The organism is Colwellia sp. D2M02 (assembly GCF_018860755.1).
Lineage (GTDB): Bacteria > Pseudomonadota > Gammaproteobacteria > Enterobacterales > Alteromonadaceae > Colwellia > Colwellia asteriadis.
In genome coordinates, this window is sequence record NZ_JAHKPW010000060.1 from 1 (window position 1) to 20,944 (window position 20,944).

Here is a 20,944-nt window from a genome sequence, read left to right on the forward strand (position 1 = left end):
GCAACCTGAGCAATATTTTCAGGAGGAATAAAAGGCTCATCACCTTGAACATTTACAATGATTTCGTCATCACTAAATTGGTATAATGCCATGACCTCAGCTAAACGCTCAGTACCTGATTGATGATCAGCTCGGGTTTTACACACTTCACCACCAAAAGCGTTAACAACACCAGCGACTTCGTCGTTATCTGTAGCAACGATGACTTGTCGGGCTCCGCTTTGTTGTGCCTTTTCGACAACCCATTGAATCATCGGCTTACCTTGAATATCAGCCAATACTTTACCGGGTAGTCTTGATGACTCATATCTTGCAGGTATCACCACAACAAAATCAGCATTGCTGGTAATACTGTTTTTGGACTTATCACTCATGGCTTGATTTACTGACATTTATGCACCTTGTTCATTTGAAGTGTTAGCCTGATTGTTATCTTCGTAAGGCACGGTACGTGCTTCACTTTCTAGCAGTACAGGAATCCCTTTATCTATGGTGTAAGCAAGACGGTCAAACTTACAAATAAGCTCTTGGGCAGCTTTATCATAATCAAGTTTGCCTTTACACACAGGACAAGCGAGGATTTCCATTAATTTTGTATCAAAGGCCATGATTTTTCTCTCAAATAGGTTTACGTAAATAATGTACTTAAACGGCTAATTTGGTGATTAACAGTTCGGTTATTTTTTGCTGTTCTATTGCTGAAAAGCGAGTATCGACAGGTAAATACCACCAATGCGCCTGACTAAAACCATAACATTTCACCGCATCTTTTTCCGTCATTAATAGCGGGATATTATCGTTAAAATGGCTAAAATCATCAAGACAAAAAGCATGATGATCGACAAAGCTTTGCGTATTATTCAAGCATAATTGTTGTGCAGATAAAGTATCAAAAAATCGTTGTGGATCACCAATACCAGCAATAGCATTTACTTGAGGGTTGTTTTGTACGAAAGTACTAAGCGTAATGCGTTCACCCGTTTTAATATTACACACAACTTTAGCTGTTAACTGCATAATAGCATTGGGAGTGGTTAATTTTCTTGGCCAAAGTTCTGTATTTGGGCTGCCATTAAAAATAACTAAATCACTTTTATTTAAGCGCCACCTTCCCTCACGTAAAGGACCCGCAGGCAGCAAAAAACCATTACCAAATAACCGTTTAGCATCAACAACTATCAGCTCTAATGCTCGCGCTAAGCGATAATGTTGTAAACCATCATCACTAATAATGACATTACAGCCTTGTTCAATCAGTAGTTGGGCGCTGGCAATTCTATTGCTACCAACGGCAACAGGTACTTGGCAACGTTGATGAATTAATACTGGCTCATCGCCTGCAATATTTGCGCTGGTATCTTCTTTAAGTAAGTAAGGGTAATGTGGCGCATTACCGCCATAGCCGCGCGATATCACGCCGGGTTTAAAACCCAATTGACGTGTTAATTTAACAAGGTAAATAACCATAGGTGTTTTACCATTGCCGCCAATGCCAATATTACCGACAACAATAACAGGTGCCGTTAAGGTAACTGATTTTTTCAAACCAACAGTAAATAATGCGCGTCGTAAAGCACTTATAAAATAAAATAATAAGGTTAACGGCAGTAATAGCGGCACAAGTAACCATTTTGCAGAATGCCCACGAAACCATACTTTTTCAATTAAGCGCATATCAGTTATTTATCATGTGTAAAAAAGGTTTATAAAAGTACATAACCATTATGAGTCGAATTGAAAGTTATGTAATTGTGCGTAAGCGCCATTCTTAGCGAGTAAGCTTTGATGATCGCCCTGCTCAATAATTTCTCCTTGATCCATCACCACAATTTTATCGGCGTTTTCTATGGTGGATAAACGATGTGCAATAACAATAGAAGTACGATTCTTTTGTAATGTTTGTAACGCATCTTGAATATGACGTTCAGACTCGGTATCTAAAGCACTCGTCGCCTCATCTAAAATTAAAAACGGTGCATCACATAATAAAGCGCGAGCAATAGCAACACGCTGTCGTTGTCCGCCTGAAAGTAAGGCACCATTTTCACCAATATTAGTATGAATTCCTTGCTCCATATTTTGTGCAAACTCAATTACATGGGCGCTTTTAGCTGCTGCAATGATATCGCTTTCACTGGCGTCAGGTTTACCGTAAGCAATATTTTTTGCTAAGGTATCGTTAAATAACACCACCTGTTGCGATACATAAGCAAATTGATTACGTAAGTCTTTTAATTTGTACTGATTAATATTAACGCCATCAATTAATATCTCACCGGCACTTGCATCATAAAAGCGCAACAATAAAGCGCTTGCTGTTGATTTACCGCTACCAGAGCGACCAACTAAAGCTAATGTTTCTCCCGGTGCTAAACTTAAATTAACATTATGAAGCGCAAGTTTATCAGCCCCTTCATAAGCAAAATCTACCTGATTGAAATCAAGCTGTCCTTTCGCCCGAACAATTTCTTTGGTGCCATAATCTTGCTCTTTATTTTGGTCAAGTACCGCAAAAATACTGACCGATGCTGCCATACCTCGTTGGAATTCACTATTCACATTGGTTAACAGCTTCAGTGGTCTAAGCAACATAACCATGTAAGTAATAATACTAACGAATATCCCCGGAGAAATACTCTCTTTTAACGTTTCAGACGTTACGGCATAAAAGACAAATGCCAGCGCAAATGAGGCAATAATTTGAATAATAGGAACGCTAGCAGCCTTAGTTGCTAAAAGCTTCATACGTTGTTGACGATTATGCTTGTTAATTTGGCTAAAGCGCTCAGATTCACGTTGTTGACCATCAAAAGTAAGCACAACTTTATGACCGTTAAAGGTTTGCTCTGCAGCCGTAGTTACCTCGCCCATAGCACCTTGGATTTTTTTACTGACTTGGCGGAAACGCTTTGAAACCATGACTACAATGACGGCAATAATAGGAGTAATCAGTAAAAATATTACCGATAGTTGCCAGCTTTTATAAAACATTAAACCCAATAAACCAATAACAAAGGCGCTTTGCTGTACAATAGTTAAAATTGATTTACTTACTGAATTAAGCACTTGCTCAGTGTCAAAAGTTAACTTAGAAATAAGTGAGCCGGTCGACTCTTTATCATGAAAGGCAACAGGCATTCTCATAATATGTTCAAATAACTTTTGTCTTAAATCATTAACAACATGATTACCTACCCAACCAAGGCAATAGGTAGCAACAAAATGAAAGCAACCACGAATAATAAACGCAACCACGACGAAAATAGGCGCCCATTTCATAAACTCAGGGTTAGTACCTTTTAAGCCTTCGTCAATAAGTGGCTCTAATTTAGATAAAAAATACACATCAATGGCGGCATAGCCAAGCATGCCAATAATTGCCGCAATAAAGCCCAGTTTATAAGGCTTAGCGTAAGTTAATAGTCGTTTAAAATTTTGCCATGTATTCGCAGGAGTGAGAGTTAATGTCTCTGATGGCTCTGATGGCTCTGATGGCTCTGAAGAAGATTGGGTCATTGATTATAATACTCTTGAGGATCTTGAAGATAAGTTAGTCACTACTGTTAATGTTTTTAGCACAGAACGTTACCATATATTTGCGCCATAATTACATTAGCGACTTAAACGACATTAATTGAATTAAGCTTAAATAAAATCAGCTTCGGCTAGGCTAAAATTAATACTGTTTTTTAATACTGCTTTTTTAGCCTTTTACTATTAAACATCTTGATTTTACCGTGATTTAGCTCGACAACCAACTAATTAATTAGCAAACCAAAAAGGACGTAAATGTTCACGGTAGCTTTGTACGGTAATATCGTCTTTGTAAATAGTTACTATAATTTGTCCTGAAGTAGCGGTATTTAATAACGGACTGTTAATATCTTGATATCGTTCAACAACCTCATTAACAGGCATATGCCAGCGATTGAGAAAACCGGCACTCACTAAAGATATTTCAGGTGACAACTGCTGTAAAAATGATTGGCTTGATGAAGTTTTCGAGCCGTGATGCGGAGCAACTAATATTTGCGTATTCAGTTTAGGGTATTGTTGCAATAACTGCTTCTCTACCTTAGTTGAAATATCTCCGGTCAATAAAACCCGTACTCTCCCATCTGAAATTAAAATGACACAAGAGTTATCATTACTTTGCTTAGTATTATGAATAGAGGCTAGCGGTGATAAAATATCAAAACTCAAGCCTTGCCACGAAAAGCTGCTTCCTTGATGACAGGATGCTATTTTTTTCACTGTATTTGGTTCACGAACAACTGCTTTAGTATGATTATTTTTAGCATCATAAAATTGTTCAGCAATGCCTGCATCATTAGTAACTAATTGTTTAATAGCGACACCTTGAGACAACGATAATAAGCCCCCTGCATGATCATTATCGCTATGACTTAAAATAACCTTATCTAGTACGCTAATATTGGCATATTGCAAATACGGTAATATTACCGCCTCACTCATATTAAAACCGCTTGGATAAGCCGCGCCGGTATCATATAAAATAGCGTGTTGATTGCGCTGTAACAATAGCGATAAGCCTTGGCCGACATCAAACATAATAACTTGCCACGGTTGCTGGTTATGTTGAGCAGCCTCAGCTTTATTTAATAAAGGCGTGAACAAAAAGCGATAACAGACAACACTAACCAGTAAAGTAGCGTAAATAAATAACCTTGGACGACTACCCGTGCGACTAAAAAACATAAACCATAATGCAAAGCTGCCACACAAGATTATAAGTATTTGCTCTGTTAACGAAACATTAATGGTCGAGTAATTAGCGTCTGCTAAATAACTAAGCCATTGCCATAAAAAAGCGAGTGAATCTGTACTTAATGAAATCAACCCTTTTGAGAACTGGTAACTTACTGGCTCTACAAAGAATACAGCAAAAAAACTTTCAATTAACATCACCACAACAGAAAGTAAGGTTAACGGTATCGTAAATAAACTCATCCAAGGAACAGCTAACAGGTTAGCAAATAATGCCACTGTTGATACTTTTTGAAAAAACACAGCTGCAACGGGCAATATCAATAAAGTTAGACTTAATTGAATAACAACTAAACCTTTAACAAAGCGAATGAAGCTATGACCCACCTGTAAATAATAACGAAATCGCCATAAGGTAAAAAAAATAATTACCACCGCATACACCGATAACCAAAAACTGGCGGTGAATAAACTAAATGGGCTAATCATAACTAAAACAAATAAAGTCATTAGAACCCAGCGTATAAGTGATAATTTGATAAAACATAGCCGGCTCAACCAGTACAAAAGTAACATCACTAAAGCTCGCTGTGTCGGTAATGAAAAACCCGCTAAATAACCATAAAAAAACGCCAATAAAACACTAAAGCCGATCGCTAAATAACGGCTATTACGTTGCTGAAATCCAATGTTATTAGCGCCAAGTGAAAACAAAGCACGTTGAGGTAATATTCGTATAATAAACATCACCATAAAAAAGCCACTACTAGCGACTAAGCCAATGTGTAAGCCTGAAATTGCAATTAAGTGACCTGTGCCTGTTGCTTGCAATAGCTGCCAATGCTCAGGCGTGAGCTCGCTACGTTCACCAAACCCTAGAGCCAACAATAAAGGTGAGAGCTGATGTTTAGGTAAAAGGCTTTTATATTGAGTAAATAATTGCTGTCGAAAAGAAGCGTTACCGCTTAACTGATATGCTGCTGGGCTTGTATTGTAGGTCTGACTAACAAGTTTCTTGGGTGCTGTGACATAACCTGTTGCCGCAATATTTTGACTTTTCAGCCACATTTGATAATTAAAGCCTCCTAGGTTTGCCAAGCCATGGGCAGGTTTTAGCTTTACCGTCAGCTCAATAACTTGTCCTTGAGCTAAGGGGTTCAAAATATTAATTTTTTCATCCGCCAAGCTAAGTCTTGCGATAAAATGTTGCTGTAACGTGGTACCATTAACATTAAACACTTTGACATTCAGTTTACGTGCAGGTGATTTAATTAAGCGTTGTTTGCCAGACGGATTTACGTTATTTTTTTGCAGCTCATTTACTTGTAATGGTTGTTGTAAATTCAAGATTTCAGCTTGAATCAACATACTTTGCTTATCGTGCATCATGCTCACCAGCTCAGACGGTAATTGATGCTGATAATGCCAAGCGTGTAGTAAAACCCAGCACATTGCAAACAATAAACCAGAGCTTGTACGCAACGGTTTATAATAAAAAAACACTAATGCGAACAAAAGAAGACAAAATAGCTGAAAAAGCGCTGGCACTATTGGTAAAAATAGTGACAATAGTGCACCGATAAAAAATGTAATAAGCCACCAATCCATAGTGCAACTTAATCCTTTGTATTTAAGCTACATAAAGGATAGTAGAATAATCACTATTTCACGACATTGGCGCTTCAAAGGACTTTAGATAATTTTATGCCAAAAAAGACTATTAAACGTTTTATGCCTGATCATCAAACCATCAGAGATAATAAGTATTTAAAAGTGTTCGGAGATTTACTGCACAATCCTAACCTTTGGCATTTAAATCGACACTCGGTAGCAAAAGCTTTTGCGATAGGCTTATTTTTTGCGTTTATACCAGTACCGTTTCAAATGGTACTCGCTGCAGGCGGCGCCATAATATTTCATGCAAATTTACCGCTTTCAATTGCTTTAGTGTGGCTAACTAACCCATTAACTATGCCAGTTATTTTTTATGCCTGTTACTTAGTTGGAACATTATTATTAGCCGTACCCGAAAGAAAATTTGCTTTTGAAGCAAATTGGCAGTGGGTTGTTGATAGTTTATCGACTATTGGGCCGGCCTTTTTTGTAGGTTGTTTATTTTTAGCCATTGTTTTTTCTGTGCTTGGCTATTTTGGTATTCAAAGTTTATGGCGTTATAGTGTAATTAAAGCATGGAAAAGCCGCGGTCATAAATAACCTAAACTCGGGATAATAAATTCATCTCGAGCTACTATTTAAATCACCAAGCACCTTGAGTTCATTTGCAATAGGCAAGCTTCAGTTCAAAATAGCTATTGTGACGGCGAACGCTCAATGCCAAAATGTTGATAGGCTCTATCGGTAGCAATACGTCCTCGCGGCGTTCGCTGTAAAAAGCCTTGCTGAATTAAAAAGGGCTCTAAAACATCTTCAATAGTTTCACGTGCTTCACCAATGGCGGCGGCAACATTATCAAGACCAACAGGGCCGCCCATAAACTTATCAATAATGGCATGTAATAATTTACGGTCCATAATATCAAAACCTTCATTATCGACCTCAAGCATATCAAGCGCGGCAGCAGCAGTTGCTCGATTAACGACTCCTTGAGTTTTTATATCTGCGTAGTCTCGTACTCGCCTTAATAAACGGTTAGCAATACGAGGTGTACCACGAGATCGTCTTGCTACTTCAAAAGCCCCATCATCATCTAAATTTAAATTAAGAAAGTGCGCCGAGCGACTGACAATACTCGTTAAATCTTCCACATTATAAAACTCTAAACGCTGCACTATGCCAAAACGGTCTCGTAAAGGTGAAGTTAACGCCCCTGCTCGTGTGGTCGCGCCAATTAGCGTAAATGGCGGTAGATCTAATTTTATGGAACGTGCTGCTGGCCCTTCACCAATCATAATATCTAATTGGTAATCTTCCATGGCGGGGTAAAGAATTTCTTCAACAACAGGGCTTAATCTATGTATTTCATCAATAAATAAAATGTCGTTTTCTTCAAGATTAGTCAGTAATGCCGCTAAGTCCCCTGCTTTTTCTAATACGGGTCCTGAAGTGGTACGAATATTCACTTCCATTTCATTGGCAACAATATTTGCCAAGGTGGTTTTACCTAAACCCGGAGGCCCAAAAATAAGTAAATGATCGAGTGGCTCGCCTCTGTTTTTAGCTGCGGGAATAAAAATTTCCATTTGTGCTTTTACATGAGCTTGACCTGTATAGTCTTGCAACATTTTAGGACGAATAGCGCGATCAACACTTTCATCTTCAATGGTAGCTATGGGCTCTATTAAACGATCAGCTTCTATCATGTAGCTCTATTTTCCTATTATGTTCATTATACTCAGCATCATTTATAGCTGGCACATGGCAATTTTTATAACATCGATTTAAGGGCGTCACGGATAATGTCTTGACTGACCATCCCTTTTTGATAAACAGACTTTACCGCTTTATCTGCTTGTGCCTGTTTATAACCTAATGATAATAATGCATTAATCGCATCACCTTTTTCATCATTAACAAAGGTATCTTCAAAACCATTTTCACCTGAAAATTGTGCTAACAATTGTTCTGGCATACTGTCATCAATAATAGGCTTTTGTACTTGCCAATCTTTTAAGCGGTCTCGCATTTCAATTAATAGACGCTCAGCAGTTTTTTTACCCACTCCTGGTATTTTAACAATAGCACTAACATCATCATGTCTTACGCAACTGACAAACTGATCAGCAGACATCGATGATAATATTGCTAGTGCCAATTTAGGGCCTACGCCATTCACTTTAATAAGTAAGCGAAATAACTTACGCTCAACTTTATTAGCAAAACCATAAAGTAGTTGAGCATCTTCGCGCACCACAAAATGCGTGTAAATTGTCGCTTGTTGCTCAAGTTCAGGTAGTGCATAAATGCTTGTCATTGGCATGGTAACTTCATAACCAACGCCAGCACATTCAATTAAAATTTCAGGGGGCAGCTTCTCAGCTAAAGTACCGCGTAAACGTCCAATCACAACGAAGACCTATTATTATTTCTTTAGTGAAAAAATAATAACACTATATATATATACAGTAAAGACGCTACAATATTTTTAATAAATCATTCTTAAAATATTAGCGCAGTCTGCCACGTACTGTTTTACTGGCTTGCCCAGATAGTCGCGCAATATTAATATGACTATGACCATGGCACAACGCAACCGCGAGAGCATCGGCAGCATCAGCTTGTGGGGTACCTGGAAGCTTAAGCATATTTTTAACCATATGCTGTACTTGAATTTTATCTGCAGCGCCCGTACCAACAACGGCTTGTTTTATTTGCCGTGCTGAATATTCAGCAATGGGTAAACCGACATTTGTTGCCGCCACAATAGCTACCCCGCGAGCCTGACCTAGTTTTAATGCTCCCCCAGGGTTCACGCCCATAAAAACCTGCTCAATGGCAAACGTGTCTGGTTGAAACTGTAAGATAATTTCTGAAACGCCAGCAAAAATAGTTTGCAGACGCGAAGCAAGGTCTTCTCCCTGACTAAGGGCTTTGATACAACCACTCCCTAAGTAACTAAAACCTCGTTTCTCTTGTTTGATAACGCCGTACCCAGTAAAACGGGAGCCGGGGTCAATCCCTAAAATAATAGTCAATGGCTAACCTTTTATTAAGCGGCATGTTTTAAGTTATAAAAAATGCAGCTAAAACTTAATGTTCTCGCTGCATTATATTGCCATAACTGTCTTAGTGACTAATACAAATTATGATTTATTTCTATTTAAAGAGGAGCGTCGTTTATTCGCTAGGCTCTTCACTTTTTGCTGCTGGGATAACCGCTACACCTAATTCAACTAATTGCTCAGGGTTTGCATTACCTGGTGCATTAGTTAATGGACACGCCGCAGTTGTTGTTTTAGGGAAAGCCATAACATCACGAATTGATGAAGCCCCCGTCATTAACATCACTAAACGGTCTAAACCAAACGCTAAACCTGCGTGTGGCGGCGCACCATATTGTAGTGCTTCAAGTAAGAAGCCAAATTTCTCTTGAGCTTCTTCGTCGCTAATACCTAAAATTCTAAAAACTGCTGCTTGCATATCTTGATTATGAATACGTACCGAACCACCACCTAATTCACAACCGTTTAATACCATGTCGTAAGCATCAGATAAAGCGCCAACAGGGTTAGCCTCTAATTCTGCTGCGGTTAAATTAGTAGGTGCTGTAAATGGATGATGGATAGCATGCATATGACCATCAACTTCTTCAAACATCGGGAAGTCAACAACCCATAATGGTTTCCATTCACCTTGTAATAAATCTAAGTCTTCACCTAACTTCAAACGTAAAGCACCTAATGATTCTGTTACCACATTATAAGTATCAGAACCAAAGAAAATAATATCCCCTGTTTTGGCGTTAACGCGATCTAATAAAGTGTTAACTGCTTCTTCAGTTAAGAATTTCAAGATAGGTGATTGTAAACCTTCAAGACCAGCATCTCGATCATTTACTTTTAACCAAGGCATACCTTTAGCGCCGTAAATGCCAACAAATTTAGTTAATTCGTCAAGACCTTTACGTGAAAATTTCGGTGCTCCATCAGGTACACAAATAACGGCAACACGACCTTTATCGTCATTGGCTGGGCCTGAGAAAACTTTAAAATCAACGTCTTTTAAGATGTCGTTAACATCAACAATTTCTAATGGGTTACGTAAGTCTGGCTTATCGCTACCGAAACGTGTCATTGCCTCTGAATAAGGCATACGAGGGAAGTCACCTAAATCAACATCAAGCATGGTTAAAAATAACTCACGGATCATTTTTTCAGTAACTTCCATTACTTGATCGCTGCTCATAAATGAGGTTTCAATATCTATTTGTGTAAATTCAGGCTGTCTATCTGCACGCAAATCTTCATCACGGAAACACTTAACGATTTGATAGTAACGCTCCATGCCAGACATCATTAACAATTGTTTAAACAATTGTGGTGATTGTGGCAATGCGAAAAACTGGCCTTTATGTGTACGACTTGGCACTAAGTAATCACGTGCGCCTTCTGGAGTTGCCGCTGTTAAAATTGGCGTTTCAATGTCTAGAAAGCCTTGTGATTCAAGTGATGAACGAACCGCTGATGTTACTTTTGCGCGAAAACGCAAGCGATCCGTCATTTCACTGCGGCGTAAATCTAAATAACGATACTTTAAACGTTGTTCTTCTGAGTTTTTCTGATTTGGATCAAGTGGTAATGGTGCCGATTTATTTAGAATTGTTAGCTCTAAACCGAGAACTTCAATACCGCCCGTTTTCATGCCTTTATTGATTTGCCCTTCTGGACGAGCACGTACTTTACCTTTAACTTGCACACAAAATTCATTACGTAAGGTATTGGCTTTTTTAATGACCTCAGGTAAATCAGGATCATAGACAACTTGAACAAGGCCTTCGCGATCGCGTAAATCTAAAAATATAACCGCGCCTAAATCACGACGTTTATTAACCCAACCACATAAAGTAACTTCTTGACCAATGTGAGATTCATTAACCTCACCACAATAAAGACTGCGCATGTATTTTTGCCTTACGTTTGTATCGAAATAATTAACGAACACTAAGGTACAAATAGAGATATTGTACTGCTCGTTATGATAATTTTCCGCATATTATAAAGCAAAGATTGTTAATGTCACCCGTCTATCGTCAATCGACGTTTAAGTTAACTGTCATCGTGTCGTTTTACATATTAGCAAGATGAGTTTAATTGAACATATAATGATTTTTACCTGCTGCCTTTACTTTATACATTAACGTATCTGCAACTTTGAGTAGCTCATTATCATCAACTCCGTCCTCTGGATAAACAGCAATACCAATACTGCAACCAATATAAGCGCTATCTGTTGATAGAGTAAACTCTGCCTGCATTAACCTCAGAACTTTTTCGGCAACATATGCTGCCTCATTATTACTATGTAGCCCAGTTAACAGTAAAACGAATTCATCGCCGCCAAAGCGTACTATAGTGTCAGACTCTCGCACGCACCCTTTTAAACGAGAGGCTACTTCTTGTAAAAGTTCATCACCAACATCATGGCCATAATTGTCATTAATACTTTTAAAGCCATCTAAATCAATAAATAATACGGCTATTTTTAATTGCTGCCTTTGATGAAAGGCTATCGCTGAATTTAAGCGATCTTTAAGTAGCACTCTATTTGCCAGCCCCGTTAGCTCATCATGAGTGGCCATATGCTTCATTATTTTTTCTAATTGTTCTCGGCGTTTAATTTCTACTTGCAAGCGCCGGTTCCACATAACAATAACCACTAAAACAAATAAAATAATAACACCAACTTGCGCGGCAACCTGCATCACCATTTTTTTGTTTAAGCCCGTATTTATTGATACGCTAAACCAAGCATCGTAAATAGCCTGAGTTTCTCGCTCGCTAATACTCAGTAAGCCTTTATTTATAATACTTTGTAATAAAGGAAGTTGGTTGTTAATACCAAAATGACTTATGTCTAAATTAACCTCTTCTACTACTGAGATCATTAACGGCACTAAATGATCTTTTTTAAGTAACTGCGTTGCTGATGCCATGGTAGTTACAAACCCTGCCACTATATCTTGCTGCATAGCAACCACAGCTTGTTCTCGATTATCAACTAACTTAAAGTTAATTAACGGGTATTGTTCTCGTAACATCCCTATTAAATAATAGCCTTTAACAATAGCGAGACTCTTACCATAAAAATCTTTTAAGCTTAATTGTTTACCTGTTTTTTGTTGATGAAGAATAACCCAAGGCATTTTCCAATAGCTTTCGCTAAATAATATTTCTTTCTCGCGCTGCTCCGTTGGAGTAATACTGGCAAGCATATCCACCTTATTATCCAATAATGCTTGGTATAATTGTTGCCAAGAGTCATAAGCCACATAGTTAAACTTAATATCAGTGCGCTGACTGATTAGGTTAATAATATCGCGATTAATCCCAACAAAATCACCTCGCTCATTTATTGACTCTACTGGAGATAAGTCTTTAATCAATCCGAAATTAACTGTTTTATAGTTCGCTAAAAATTCTTGTTCTTGTGCGCTTAAGGTCACTTTTTTAGCCTGTCGTTGGTAATAATGCTCACCACCGTTTAACCAGCGTTTTTCCAAAGCGACAAGATTTTTGATATCCAGACCTTTAAACCCATCATTAATAATACGAGCCAATTTCGCATTATTCACATGTATTAATGGCGATAAATCAAGCATAAAATCTGGTTGTTCAATGTGATAAAACTGTGCTTGTAAGTTATTTTGAATAAGGCGGGTACTTAATATATCTTCAAGCCCAATCATTGCCGATATTTCGTTATCTTCTATCGCTTTAAGTATTTCAGGTACGGTGTTGAAATAACGAATATTGAGTGCTGGATAGAGTTCATTTAATTTATCTTTAAATGAGCTCTGCTGCCATACACCAATCACTTTATTCGGGTAACGCTGCGAAAGCTCCTCTAACGAACTTACTTCAACACTATTATCTGTAGTAGTATCAAGAAAAGTTTTCGCTATATAAGTTTTCATTTTGCCTTGATAAATAGGCTGAGTAAATAACGTATTGCTGGGCGGAGTAGCTACCTCGGGATAAGCAAGCAGCACATCAACTTTATTTTGCTGAACCAAGTTAACATCATTAGTAATTTCTCTTGCGACAAACTCAACCGCTATGCCGGTATTTTTTGACCATAAACGCCATATATCAATTAATAAGCCTTGAGGTTTTCCTAACGGGCTAAGTGCCATATAAGGTGCATAATTCGGATCAAAAGCAACAAGTAAACTGTTTTTCTTTTTTTCAATCCCCAACCACTTTCGTTCAATCGTTGCTTTTTCTTCTGGGTCTATTTTAGCAAACCCTTCCTCAATAAAGCTCATTAATACTTTGTTATCTTTGGCGACAGCAACAGCGTAATCACCTTGCTGGTAGCGTATTGTTTTATAGGCAGGAAACATCCCCGTTAGTCGATCATGCTCAGGATAAGCATCAGAGAGTTTCTCCATGCCTGTGAATACAAAGATTTCACCTTGTAATGCCGCTTGGTAAACAGCATAACGATTAATATAAGGCCTTAATGGTAACCACGGATAGCTTTTAGCTAGCATCTCAGGCTGTGCTGAGTTTTTCACAACACCAACCGTATATGGTGCTAAGTCATTTATCTTATTAACCTCATGAAGTTTTTTATTGACATAAAAATACATATAAATAGGAAAATGAGGTGTAGAAAATCTTAAATACTGCTTTCGACTATCAACAATAGACAAACCAGCATGAATATCCACTTTGCTCTCGCCAACACTGGTTAAGGTATCACTCCATGGCATTACCACAAACTCTATCTCAACTTGTTGCTTTTTAGCCCATAACCGCCATAAGTCAGGCATGATACCAGCGACCTCTCCTTCACTGTTAACATAATGATAAGGAGCAGAAGTGCGATTAACCGCAATAGTTAACGGCTTTGTTAAGTCAAGTTCAGTGCCTGAAAATGACTCAGTAGCTAGTGCATATGATTGTTTACTTAAACTAAAAAAGCCTAAAACAACAAAGAGTAACAGCATGATTGCACTTTTTTTACTATTACATTGATAAATTTTTTTCAAAAAAAACCCTATAAATATAGCCTTGCCAGTGAGATCAGTTAAAATAACCATTATTTTCTCTAGGTACTAACACTATGCATCATTCTGACACTGATTTAATTTACTCTAAAGCACACAAACAAGTAAAAGACTTTGCTTTTGATGCGCAAGTAGTGGAAGTTTTTCCAGATATGATCGCCCGCTCAGTACCCGGTTATAACACTATTATCGACACAATAGGTCGACTTAGCCAACAGTTTGTCCAAAAAAATAGCAATATTTACGACTTAGGTTGCTCACTCGGTGCTGCCACACTTGCTATGCGTAAGGGGATTAACGCCGATAATTGTCAAATCATTGGGGTCGATAACTCAGCCGATATGGTGAAGCGCTGCAAAATGCATATTGATGCGTTTAAAGGAAAAACTCCTGTTACAATTATTGAAGGCAATATTCAAGATATTGATATTAGCAATGCCTCTATGGTGGTTTTAAATTTCACCCTGCAATTTATTGAAAAAGAACAGCGCCAAGCGTTACTCAATAAAATATCACAAGGTATGTTACCCGGTGGTTTATTAGTATTATCTGAAAAAATAGCTAAGGGCGATAATAAAATAGATGAGCTACTTATAGATCTTCACCACAAATTCAAACGTGATAACGGTTACAGTGAACTAGAGGTTGCGCAAAAGCGTAGCGCATTAGAAAAAGTGATGCTAACCGATACTATTGAAGTACATACAGAGCGCTTAACAAATGCAGGTTTTAATCATATTTCACCGTGGTTTCAGTGCTTCAACTTTACCTCTTTTGTTGCAATAAAATAGTGCTCAGGTAGCACCACCTCCAATATAACGCTATTCACCAACTAAGGCCTTAATTTAATACTTATGACCCGTTTTAATACTTTTTATCAACAAATAGCCACTAACCGTTTAAGCCACTGGCTAACAAGCTTACCTGCTCAATTAAGCGATTGGCATAATAATAATTTACATGGTGAATATCAACATTGGCAAAAAACCTTAGATGCCTTACCAACAGCTAAAAACGGGGCAACTGTTGATTTACAAAACACAGTAAAAGTAGGTGAATTAGGTGACTTTACCGAGGGCGAATTCAAACGCCTTGAAAACCTAATGAAAAAATTTAAGCCTTGGCGCAAAGGCCCTTACCATATACATGGTTTACATATAGATACTGAGTGGCGAAGCGATTTTAAGTGGGACCGCTTAGCACCACATATTGCTGACTTAACAGGGAAATATGTGCTCGATATTGGCTGTGGTAGTGGTTATCACTTATGGCGTATGCGTGGTGCTGGCGCTGAATTTGTTGTTGGTGTTGATCCTACCCAACTATTTTTAATGCAGTTTAACGCAGTACAACACTTCATTAACGATCCTCAAGTTAACTTACTACCGTTAGGAGTTGAGCAACTTCCTGAGTTAGCCGCATTCGATACGGTTTTTGCAATGGGTGTACTTTATCATCGCCGTTCACCTATTGATTTTTTATATCAACTCAAAGCCCAGCTGGTTAAAGGCGGTGAACTAGTATTAGAAACATTAATTGTTGATGGGGATGAAAATACCGTATTAGTACCTGGTGAGCGTTATGCTAAAATGCGTAATGTTTGGTTTTTACCCAGTGGAAAGGCAATGTGTGCTTGGCTAGAGCGCTGTGGTTTTTCAAATGTGCGTATGGTAAATATTGACGTAACAGCCCTTGATGAACAGCGTAAAACATCATGGATAGATACCGAGTCGCTCCAAGACTTTCTTGACCCTAATGACAATACTAAAACGATAGAAGGCTACCCTGCTCCTAAGCGTGCTATTTTTATTGCTAATAAATAACGATAACCATAAGAAGCCGTTTAGTTATAACTAATTAAAAGCTAGCGTTGGTATTTATCAAGTATTTTCTGATAAGTACCGTTAGCTTTTATCACTTTTAAGCCTTGGTTGAATTTATCTCTATCCGCTTTATTTTTAAAACCAGCGCCATACTTAACTGGTTTAAATATCTGATGCACAATATAAGATTTCTTATATTTATCACCATGATGCTGCAATAAAAAATACTTAAATATACTTATATCAAGCACTAAAGCATCTGTACGTTTAAAAAACAGCATATCTATTTGCTTCATTTGATCGGCCAACTCACGATAATCTTGTGCTTTATTGACGGCACTAACATAATCAGGACCTAAAAAGTTTTTCGCCATTTGAAAAGCAACAATTCTCTTATTAGCTAAATCACTTACATCATTAATCTCAATATTATCTTCTGCTAATGTAATGACAACATTTTGATAACCAATATAAGGGTCAGATAAATAAACGTCTTCACGCTGATGAGTTGTTGGTAACGTAATTGTCCCGTCAAAGTGCCACTTATTAATACTAGAGAAGCTACGCGCTAAAGGAACATGAATAAAATTAACGCCTTGCTGCTCTGTAGCAAAAGCAGCTCTAATAACATCAAGTTGAATACCTGAGTTTTCATTATCATTAGCAATGACAAAAGGAGGTTTTGATAACCCCGCAGACAAATCTATGCTTCTTTCAACGTGAGTTAGTGCACTAACAGAGCTAGAAAATAATGTGAAACAGCAACTTAAACATAAAAAGGCAACGAATCTGGTTGTAAAAATAGCTATATCTCCTCACTATAAGCTCTCATATAAGCGTATAACATTCAATAAATATACGTTGACTCTGAAATCACTACAAGTTTAAGGTTAAAACTATAGTAACATTAATGAAATCTATGTTGAATAATAGTTATGAAAACACTCTGTGACCACATTTATCAATAAGTAACACAGTTTCAGGTGCTATTAACTTCAAAGCGTCACTGTCTAAGCTCATTTAACGGAAGTAATAACGGATGAAAATTGAAAAATATTGGGTTGCACGACGATTAGAAAAAGTAACGGCGCGCAAAGCAGATCACCGAACCCCATTTCAACGTGATCGTGCCAGAATATTACACTCGGCTTCGTTTAGGCGTTTACAATCAAAAACACAAATAATGGGTAGTCGTGGCAGTGACTTTTTTCGAACTCGCTTAACTCATTCGTTAGAAGCAGCTCAAATAGGCTCTGGTATTACTTCACAGTTACGTTACAAATATCCTGAGCTTTGTCATACTTTACTCCCCGACAGTGATAATTTAATTGAAAGTATTTGTTTAGCTCATGATATAGGTCATCCGCCCTTCGGTCATGGTGGTGAGGTGGCATTAAACTATATGATGCGTAACGACGGAGGCTTTGAAGGAAACGGACAAACCTTAAGGATTGTTGCTCGACTAGAAACTTTTAGTGAAAGTTATGGTATGAATCTAACGAGAAGAACACTACTGGGGTTAATGAAGTACCCGCAAACACTCAGTAAACTGCACTCTCAACTAACCTCTGATGTTCCTGTTAACTTTAGACAACTAAAGTCCGCACTTTGGCACCCGCCTAAAGGGTTATATGACGATGACCAAGATATTATTGATTGGGTACTAGCTCCACTATCTGATGCCGATCGCAGCTTATTTCAACAACAAAGCCAACCATGTAATGAACTCGAACACGCCAAAACGTATTACAAGTCATTAGACTGTTCAATAATGGAGCTTGCTGACGATATCGCTTACGGTATTCACGATTTAGAAGATGCCGTAGTCACTCAAGTGATCAGCCCTAATGATTTTGAACAACATGTAGTAAATAAGTTAGTGCTAATTGATGATATTTGGTTACAAAGCTTCTGTAAGGGACTAACTGAAAAATTATTCAGCCATAAACATCACCTACAAAAAGATGTTATTGGAGATTTAGTCAATTACTTAATTACCGCGATTGAACTAACCGACCTTAACACTAGCCACAACACCACTTTTAATGAACCACTATTACGCTATAATGCGACCTTGCCCGAAACAAGCGCACAGGTATTACAAATATTTAAACGTTTTGTATTTAAGTTTGTGATTAAACAAACGTCGATTCAACGTAAAGAGTATCGTGGTCAACAAATAGTGATGGAGTTATTTGAAGCACTTTCCTCTGACCCTATAAAATTATTACCTGATAGTACTGCTGCGCGTTGGTTATACGCTAAAAACAACCAACAAAATCACCAACGTATTATTACCGACTATATTGCAGGCATGACAGATGATTATGCTATGGGCCTTTATCAATCTCTTTTTCACGCTAATAGCGAGTCGGGTTACCGTCTTAGCTAAACAGTTTAATCACCAACGAATAGAAAATTATGCTCGATATTTATGCTGGAAAAAACGCAAAAAAAGCCCTATTAACACACGGTTTCACCCCTCATTTGTTTACTCACTTTTTAGGTGCTAGTGGTGGTCCTAAGTGGTTTACTTTATTTGGATTAGACAAGTATATATTTAGTGAGTTCTTCAATAACACTAATATGGCTAATGCTGCACCGTTAAATATTGTTGGCTCAAGTGCAGGTGCTTTTAGAGCCGCTTGTTTTGCTCAAAAAAATCCTGTGGCTGCAATTGAGCGCTTGGCTTATAGCTACGCTCATACAGAATATTCAACAAAGCCTACTGCAAATGAAATATCAACTAAGGCAGTAACAATTGTCGACCATATTTTTGGTGAGCATGGCGCTCAAGAAGTAATAAATAACAAGCAGTTAAAAGCACATTTTATTGTCAGCCAGTGTCGTGGCTTAACGGGCTATGAAAGTAAGTTAGCGCAAGGCGCAGGTTTACTCGCTAGCATGGCGTTAAATAAAATTAATCGAAAGTTCTTAGCATTACAGTATCAGCGCTATGTATTTAAAGCGCCTAGCAGTAATATTAACATTGTCGATCCACATAATATTCCAAGCCATTATCACAACTTATCATTAGCGAATATTAAGTCAGCTTTATTAGCATCAGGCTCTATCCCCATGGTAATGTCGGGTGTAAAAAGTATTACTAACCTTCCAAATTATACCTACCGAGATGGCGGAATTATTGACTACCATTTTGATTTCACGTTAGAAGATGCGCAAACAGTATCGGTAAATGAGTCACCAGCATTAACCTTATACCCACACTTTAATAGCATCCCTAAAGCGGGCTGGTTTGATAAGAGCAGTAAACGAGGTGTATCTCAGAAAAGTTACGATAATACCGTATTACTAGTGCCGTCCGCACGCTTCATTCAATCACTCCCCTACCAAAAAATTCCAGATAGAAACGATTTTACTCAAATGGATGCTAAAACACGTATTCAATATTGGTTAACGGTATTAAGTGAAACTGAGCGATTAGCACAAGCATTACATGACTTATTGGAGAAGCAGGATTGGTCTAAAGTAAAACTTATAGAAGCGTAACTTAAGCTACGAATAGGCGAACTTGACTAAATTTTAGCAACTAACTCATTAACGATGAGTTAGTTGCTCTTCCTTAAGGTGCTAACCTTAAGTAATCATTTTTAATACAATTAGCTATTAACTAATAGTGTTAAAAAATCTTTTGACTCAATACGGTTAGTAAATTCAAAAAATTGTGTGCCTGATTGATCTTTAATAACAACATTTAGTTTGTTAACAGAGATTGATACTAACGGCGATACGATTGAAACTACTTTACCTTTATAGGTATAAGACATAATAAAACTCCTTTAAATTGCGTTAAACGCGACTAAGAAAGCTAAATTATTGTTTACATGAAAATTTTATAAATGAAATCTGTTTTAATGACAGAAGATTTTACGTAATTTTTTAACTTGAACTGTTAACTCAAAGTATTTAACGACACTATCGAAAAATATGACAATAATTATGCTTACTATTTGAGGTGCTGACTGACTGTGAAAGGGAAAGGCATAACACGTGTTATCTCATGGATAACTTGTTAATTAAACTAGATAGGAATAAACAACAAGCGCGAATATACAGTAACTTCAATATAAAGCCAACGTTTATTTTATTATTTTTTCAGCTGGGTTAGTAATTCAGATAGTTTCTCAATTTTAATATTGGACAGTTGTCGGTAATCAAAATAAGGACAAACAATCAGCTTATTTGCATAATCAATAGCAAATTCGTCATCTAACCAAATTAATGAAGCCTGTATTTTTTCACTCGCCAATAATTGCTTAGCATAGGTTTTACCACAAATAATATGCACTACATCTGACCGAGAAAGCTCTGGTGGGCTAAAAAGTAATGCGGTTTTACTGTGTTGTTGAAGTAAATAGTGGTCTCGGTATTGCTGCCAAGTTTGTGCACTTTTTGAAAAAGTATAATAAGAGCTATTTAAGGCATAAAGTAGCTTAGCATAAACATTAAAAACCTTACGCCAACCATTACCACACGCTTGATTAATGCTATTTATTTCGCCAGTCACTAACGGATTAACGCTAGTGAGATTTTGATATTCAAACATATTGGGTTGATTAGCAATGTAAACGGCAAAATTAAAGTTACAATCACCAAAGCCTTTTAACTCCTCCACGATGTTTTCATTGGCCAACTGCTGCGCTGTAATTATTGCTGTCATATTATTATCACTATTATTCATAAC

18 protein-coding genes are annotated in these 20,944 nt (G+C 37.5%); 5 read left to right on the forward strand and 13 right to left on the reverse strand.

Annotated elements, in window-relative coordinates; genetic code table 11:
* The 5 genes from kdsB to KO495_RS10550 form a co-directional block, all read right to left on the reverse strand.
* On the reverse strand, nucleotides 1-392 hold a 392-nt coding region (gene kdsB, locus KO495_RS10530), incomplete at its 3' end, for a 3-deoxy-manno-octulosonate cytidylyltransferase (RefSeq protein ID WP_215980371.1).
* Nucleotides 393-608: a Trm112 family protein gene (locus tag KO495_RS10535; RefSeq protein WP_215980372.1), complete on the reverse strand. Its 216-nt coding sequence runs from the start codon at nucleotides 606-608 to the stop codon at nucleotides 393-395.
* 37 nt (nucleotides 609-645) lie between these two features.
* Entirely contained in the window at nucleotides 646-1,674 is a 1,029-nt protein-coding gene (lpxK, locus tag KO495_RS10540; RefSeq protein ID WP_215980373.1) for a tetraacyldisaccharide 4'-kinase, read from the reverse strand.
* Between the two features lie 48 nt (nucleotides 1,675-1,722).
* Nucleotides 1,723-3,516, reverse strand: coding sequence for a lipid A export permease/ATP-binding protein MsbA (gene msbA / locus KO495_RS10545; RefSeq protein WP_215980374.1), 1,794 nt, complete (start codon nucleotides 3,514-3,516; stop codon nucleotides 1,723-1,725).
* A 246-nt stretch (nucleotides 3,517-3,762) separates the two neighbouring features.
* Nucleotides 3,763-6,336, reverse strand: a complete 2,574-nt coding sequence (locus KO495_RS10550; RefSeq protein ID WP_215980375.1) for a DNA internalization-related competence protein ComEC/Rec2 — start codon at nucleotides 6,334-6,336, stop codon at nucleotides 3,763-3,765.
* A gap of 96 nt (nucleotides 6,337-6,432) precedes the next feature.
* On the opposite strand from KO495_RS10550, the gene KO495_RS10555 reads away from it, so the two are divergent.
* Nucleotides 6,433-6,942, forward strand: a complete 510-nt coding sequence (locus KO495_RS10555) for a DUF2062 domain-containing protein (protein ID WP_215980376.1) — start codon at nucleotides 6,433-6,435, stop codon at nucleotides 6,940-6,942.
* Between the two features lie 95 nt (nucleotides 6,943-7,037).
* On the opposite strand, the gene ruvB is transcribed toward KO495_RS10555, so the two are convergent.
* The 5 genes from ruvB to KO495_RS10580 form a co-directional block, all read right to left on the reverse strand.
* The gene (gene ruvB, locus KO495_RS10560; protein ID WP_215980377.1) at nucleotides 7,038-8,048 is read right to left on the reverse strand and encodes a Holliday junction branch migration DNA helicase RuvB; all 1,011 of its coding nucleotides are present in this window, start codon (nucleotides 8,046-8,048) and stop codon (nucleotides 7,038-7,040) included.
* 65 nt (nucleotides 8,049-8,113) lie between these two features.
* Nucleotides 8,114-8,752, reverse strand: a complete 639-nt coding sequence (gene ruvA / locus KO495_RS10565) for a Holliday junction branch migration protein RuvA (protein WP_215980378.1) — start codon at nucleotides 8,750-8,752, stop codon at nucleotides 8,114-8,116.
* Between the two features lie 100 nt (nucleotides 8,753-8,852).
* The gene (ruvC, locus tag KO495_RS10570; RefSeq protein ID WP_215980379.1) at nucleotides 8,853-9,380 is read right to left on the reverse strand and encodes a crossover junction endodeoxyribonuclease RuvC; all 528 of its coding nucleotides are present in this window, start codon (nucleotides 9,378-9,380) and stop codon (nucleotides 8,853-8,855) included.
* Nucleotides 9,381-9,522: 142 nt separating this feature from the next.
* Nucleotides 9,523-11,304, reverse strand: a complete 1,782-nt coding sequence (aspS, locus tag KO495_RS10575) for an aspartate--tRNA ligase (RefSeq protein WP_215980380.1) — start codon at nucleotides 11,302-11,304, stop codon at nucleotides 9,523-9,525.
* A gap of 187 nt (nucleotides 11,305-11,491) precedes the next feature.
* On the reverse strand, nucleotides 11,492-14,398 hold the full coding sequence (locus tag KO495_RS10580; RefSeq protein ID WP_252738910.1) for a transporter substrate-binding domain-containing protein: 2,907 nt from the start codon (nucleotides 14,396-14,398) through the stop codon (nucleotides 11,492-11,494).
* Between the two features lie 74 nt (nucleotides 14,399-14,472).
* Between KO495_RS10580 and cmoA the strand changes: the two genes are divergently transcribed.
* Nucleotides 14,473-15,207 carry a carboxy-S-adenosyl-L-methionine synthase CmoA gene (cmoA, locus tag KO495_RS10585; RefSeq protein ID WP_215980381.1) on the forward strand — a complete coding sequence of 245 codons (735 nt, stop codon included), beginning with the start codon at nucleotides 14,473-14,475 and terminating at the stop codon, nucleotides 15,205-15,207.
* A 63-nt stretch (nucleotides 15,208-15,270) separates the two neighbouring features.
* On the forward strand, nucleotides 15,271-16,239 hold the full coding sequence (gene cmoB, locus KO495_RS10590) for a tRNA 5-methoxyuridine(34)/uridine 5-oxyacetic acid(34) synthase CmoB (RefSeq protein ID WP_215980382.1): 969 nt from the start codon (nucleotides 15,271-15,273) through the stop codon (nucleotides 16,237-16,239).
* A 41-nt stretch (nucleotides 16,240-16,280) separates the two neighbouring features.
* On the opposite strand, the gene KO495_RS10595 is transcribed toward cmoB, so the two are convergent.
* Nucleotides 16,281-16,940 carry a transporter substrate-binding domain-containing protein gene (locus KO495_RS10595; protein WP_215980383.1) on the reverse strand — a complete coding sequence of 220 codons (660 nt, stop codon included), beginning with the start codon at nucleotides 16,938-16,940 and terminating at the stop codon, nucleotides 16,281-16,283.
* A gap of 338 nt (nucleotides 16,941-17,278) precedes the next feature.
* Here KO495_RS10595 and KO495_RS10600 point away from each other — a divergent pair, with 338 nt between their 5' ends.
* Together KO495_RS10600 and KO495_RS10605 are read left to right on the forward strand one after the other, a co-directional pair.
* The gene (locus KO495_RS10600; RefSeq protein ID WP_215980384.1) at nucleotides 17,279-18,631 is read left to right on the forward strand and encodes an anti-phage deoxyguanosine triphosphatase; all 1,353 of its coding nucleotides are present in this window, start codon (nucleotides 17,279-17,281) and stop codon (nucleotides 18,629-18,631) included.
* Between the two features lie 29 nt (nucleotides 18,632-18,660).
* The gene (locus KO495_RS10605; protein ID WP_215980385.1) at nucleotides 18,661-19,749 is read left to right on the forward strand and encodes a patatin-like phospholipase family protein; all 1,089 of its coding nucleotides are present in this window, start codon (nucleotides 18,661-18,663) and stop codon (nucleotides 19,747-19,749) included.
* Nucleotides 19,750-19,859: 110 nt separating this feature from the next.
* Here the strand turns inward: KO495_RS10605 and KO495_RS10610 are convergent, their stop codons facing one another.
* Together KO495_RS10610 and KO495_RS10615 are read right to left on the reverse strand one after the other, a co-directional pair.
* On the reverse strand, nucleotides 19,860-20,027 hold the full coding sequence (locus KO495_RS10610; protein ID WP_215980386.1) for a hypothetical protein: 168 nt from the start codon (nucleotides 20,025-20,027) through the stop codon (nucleotides 19,860-19,862).
* A gap of 320 nt (nucleotides 20,028-20,347) precedes the next feature.
* On the reverse strand, nucleotides 20,348-20,878 hold the full coding sequence (locus tag KO495_RS10615) for a hypothetical protein (protein WP_215980465.1): 531 nt from the start codon (nucleotides 20,876-20,878) through the stop codon (nucleotides 20,348-20,350).
* Nucleotides 20,879-20,944 lie beyond the last annotated feature (66 nt).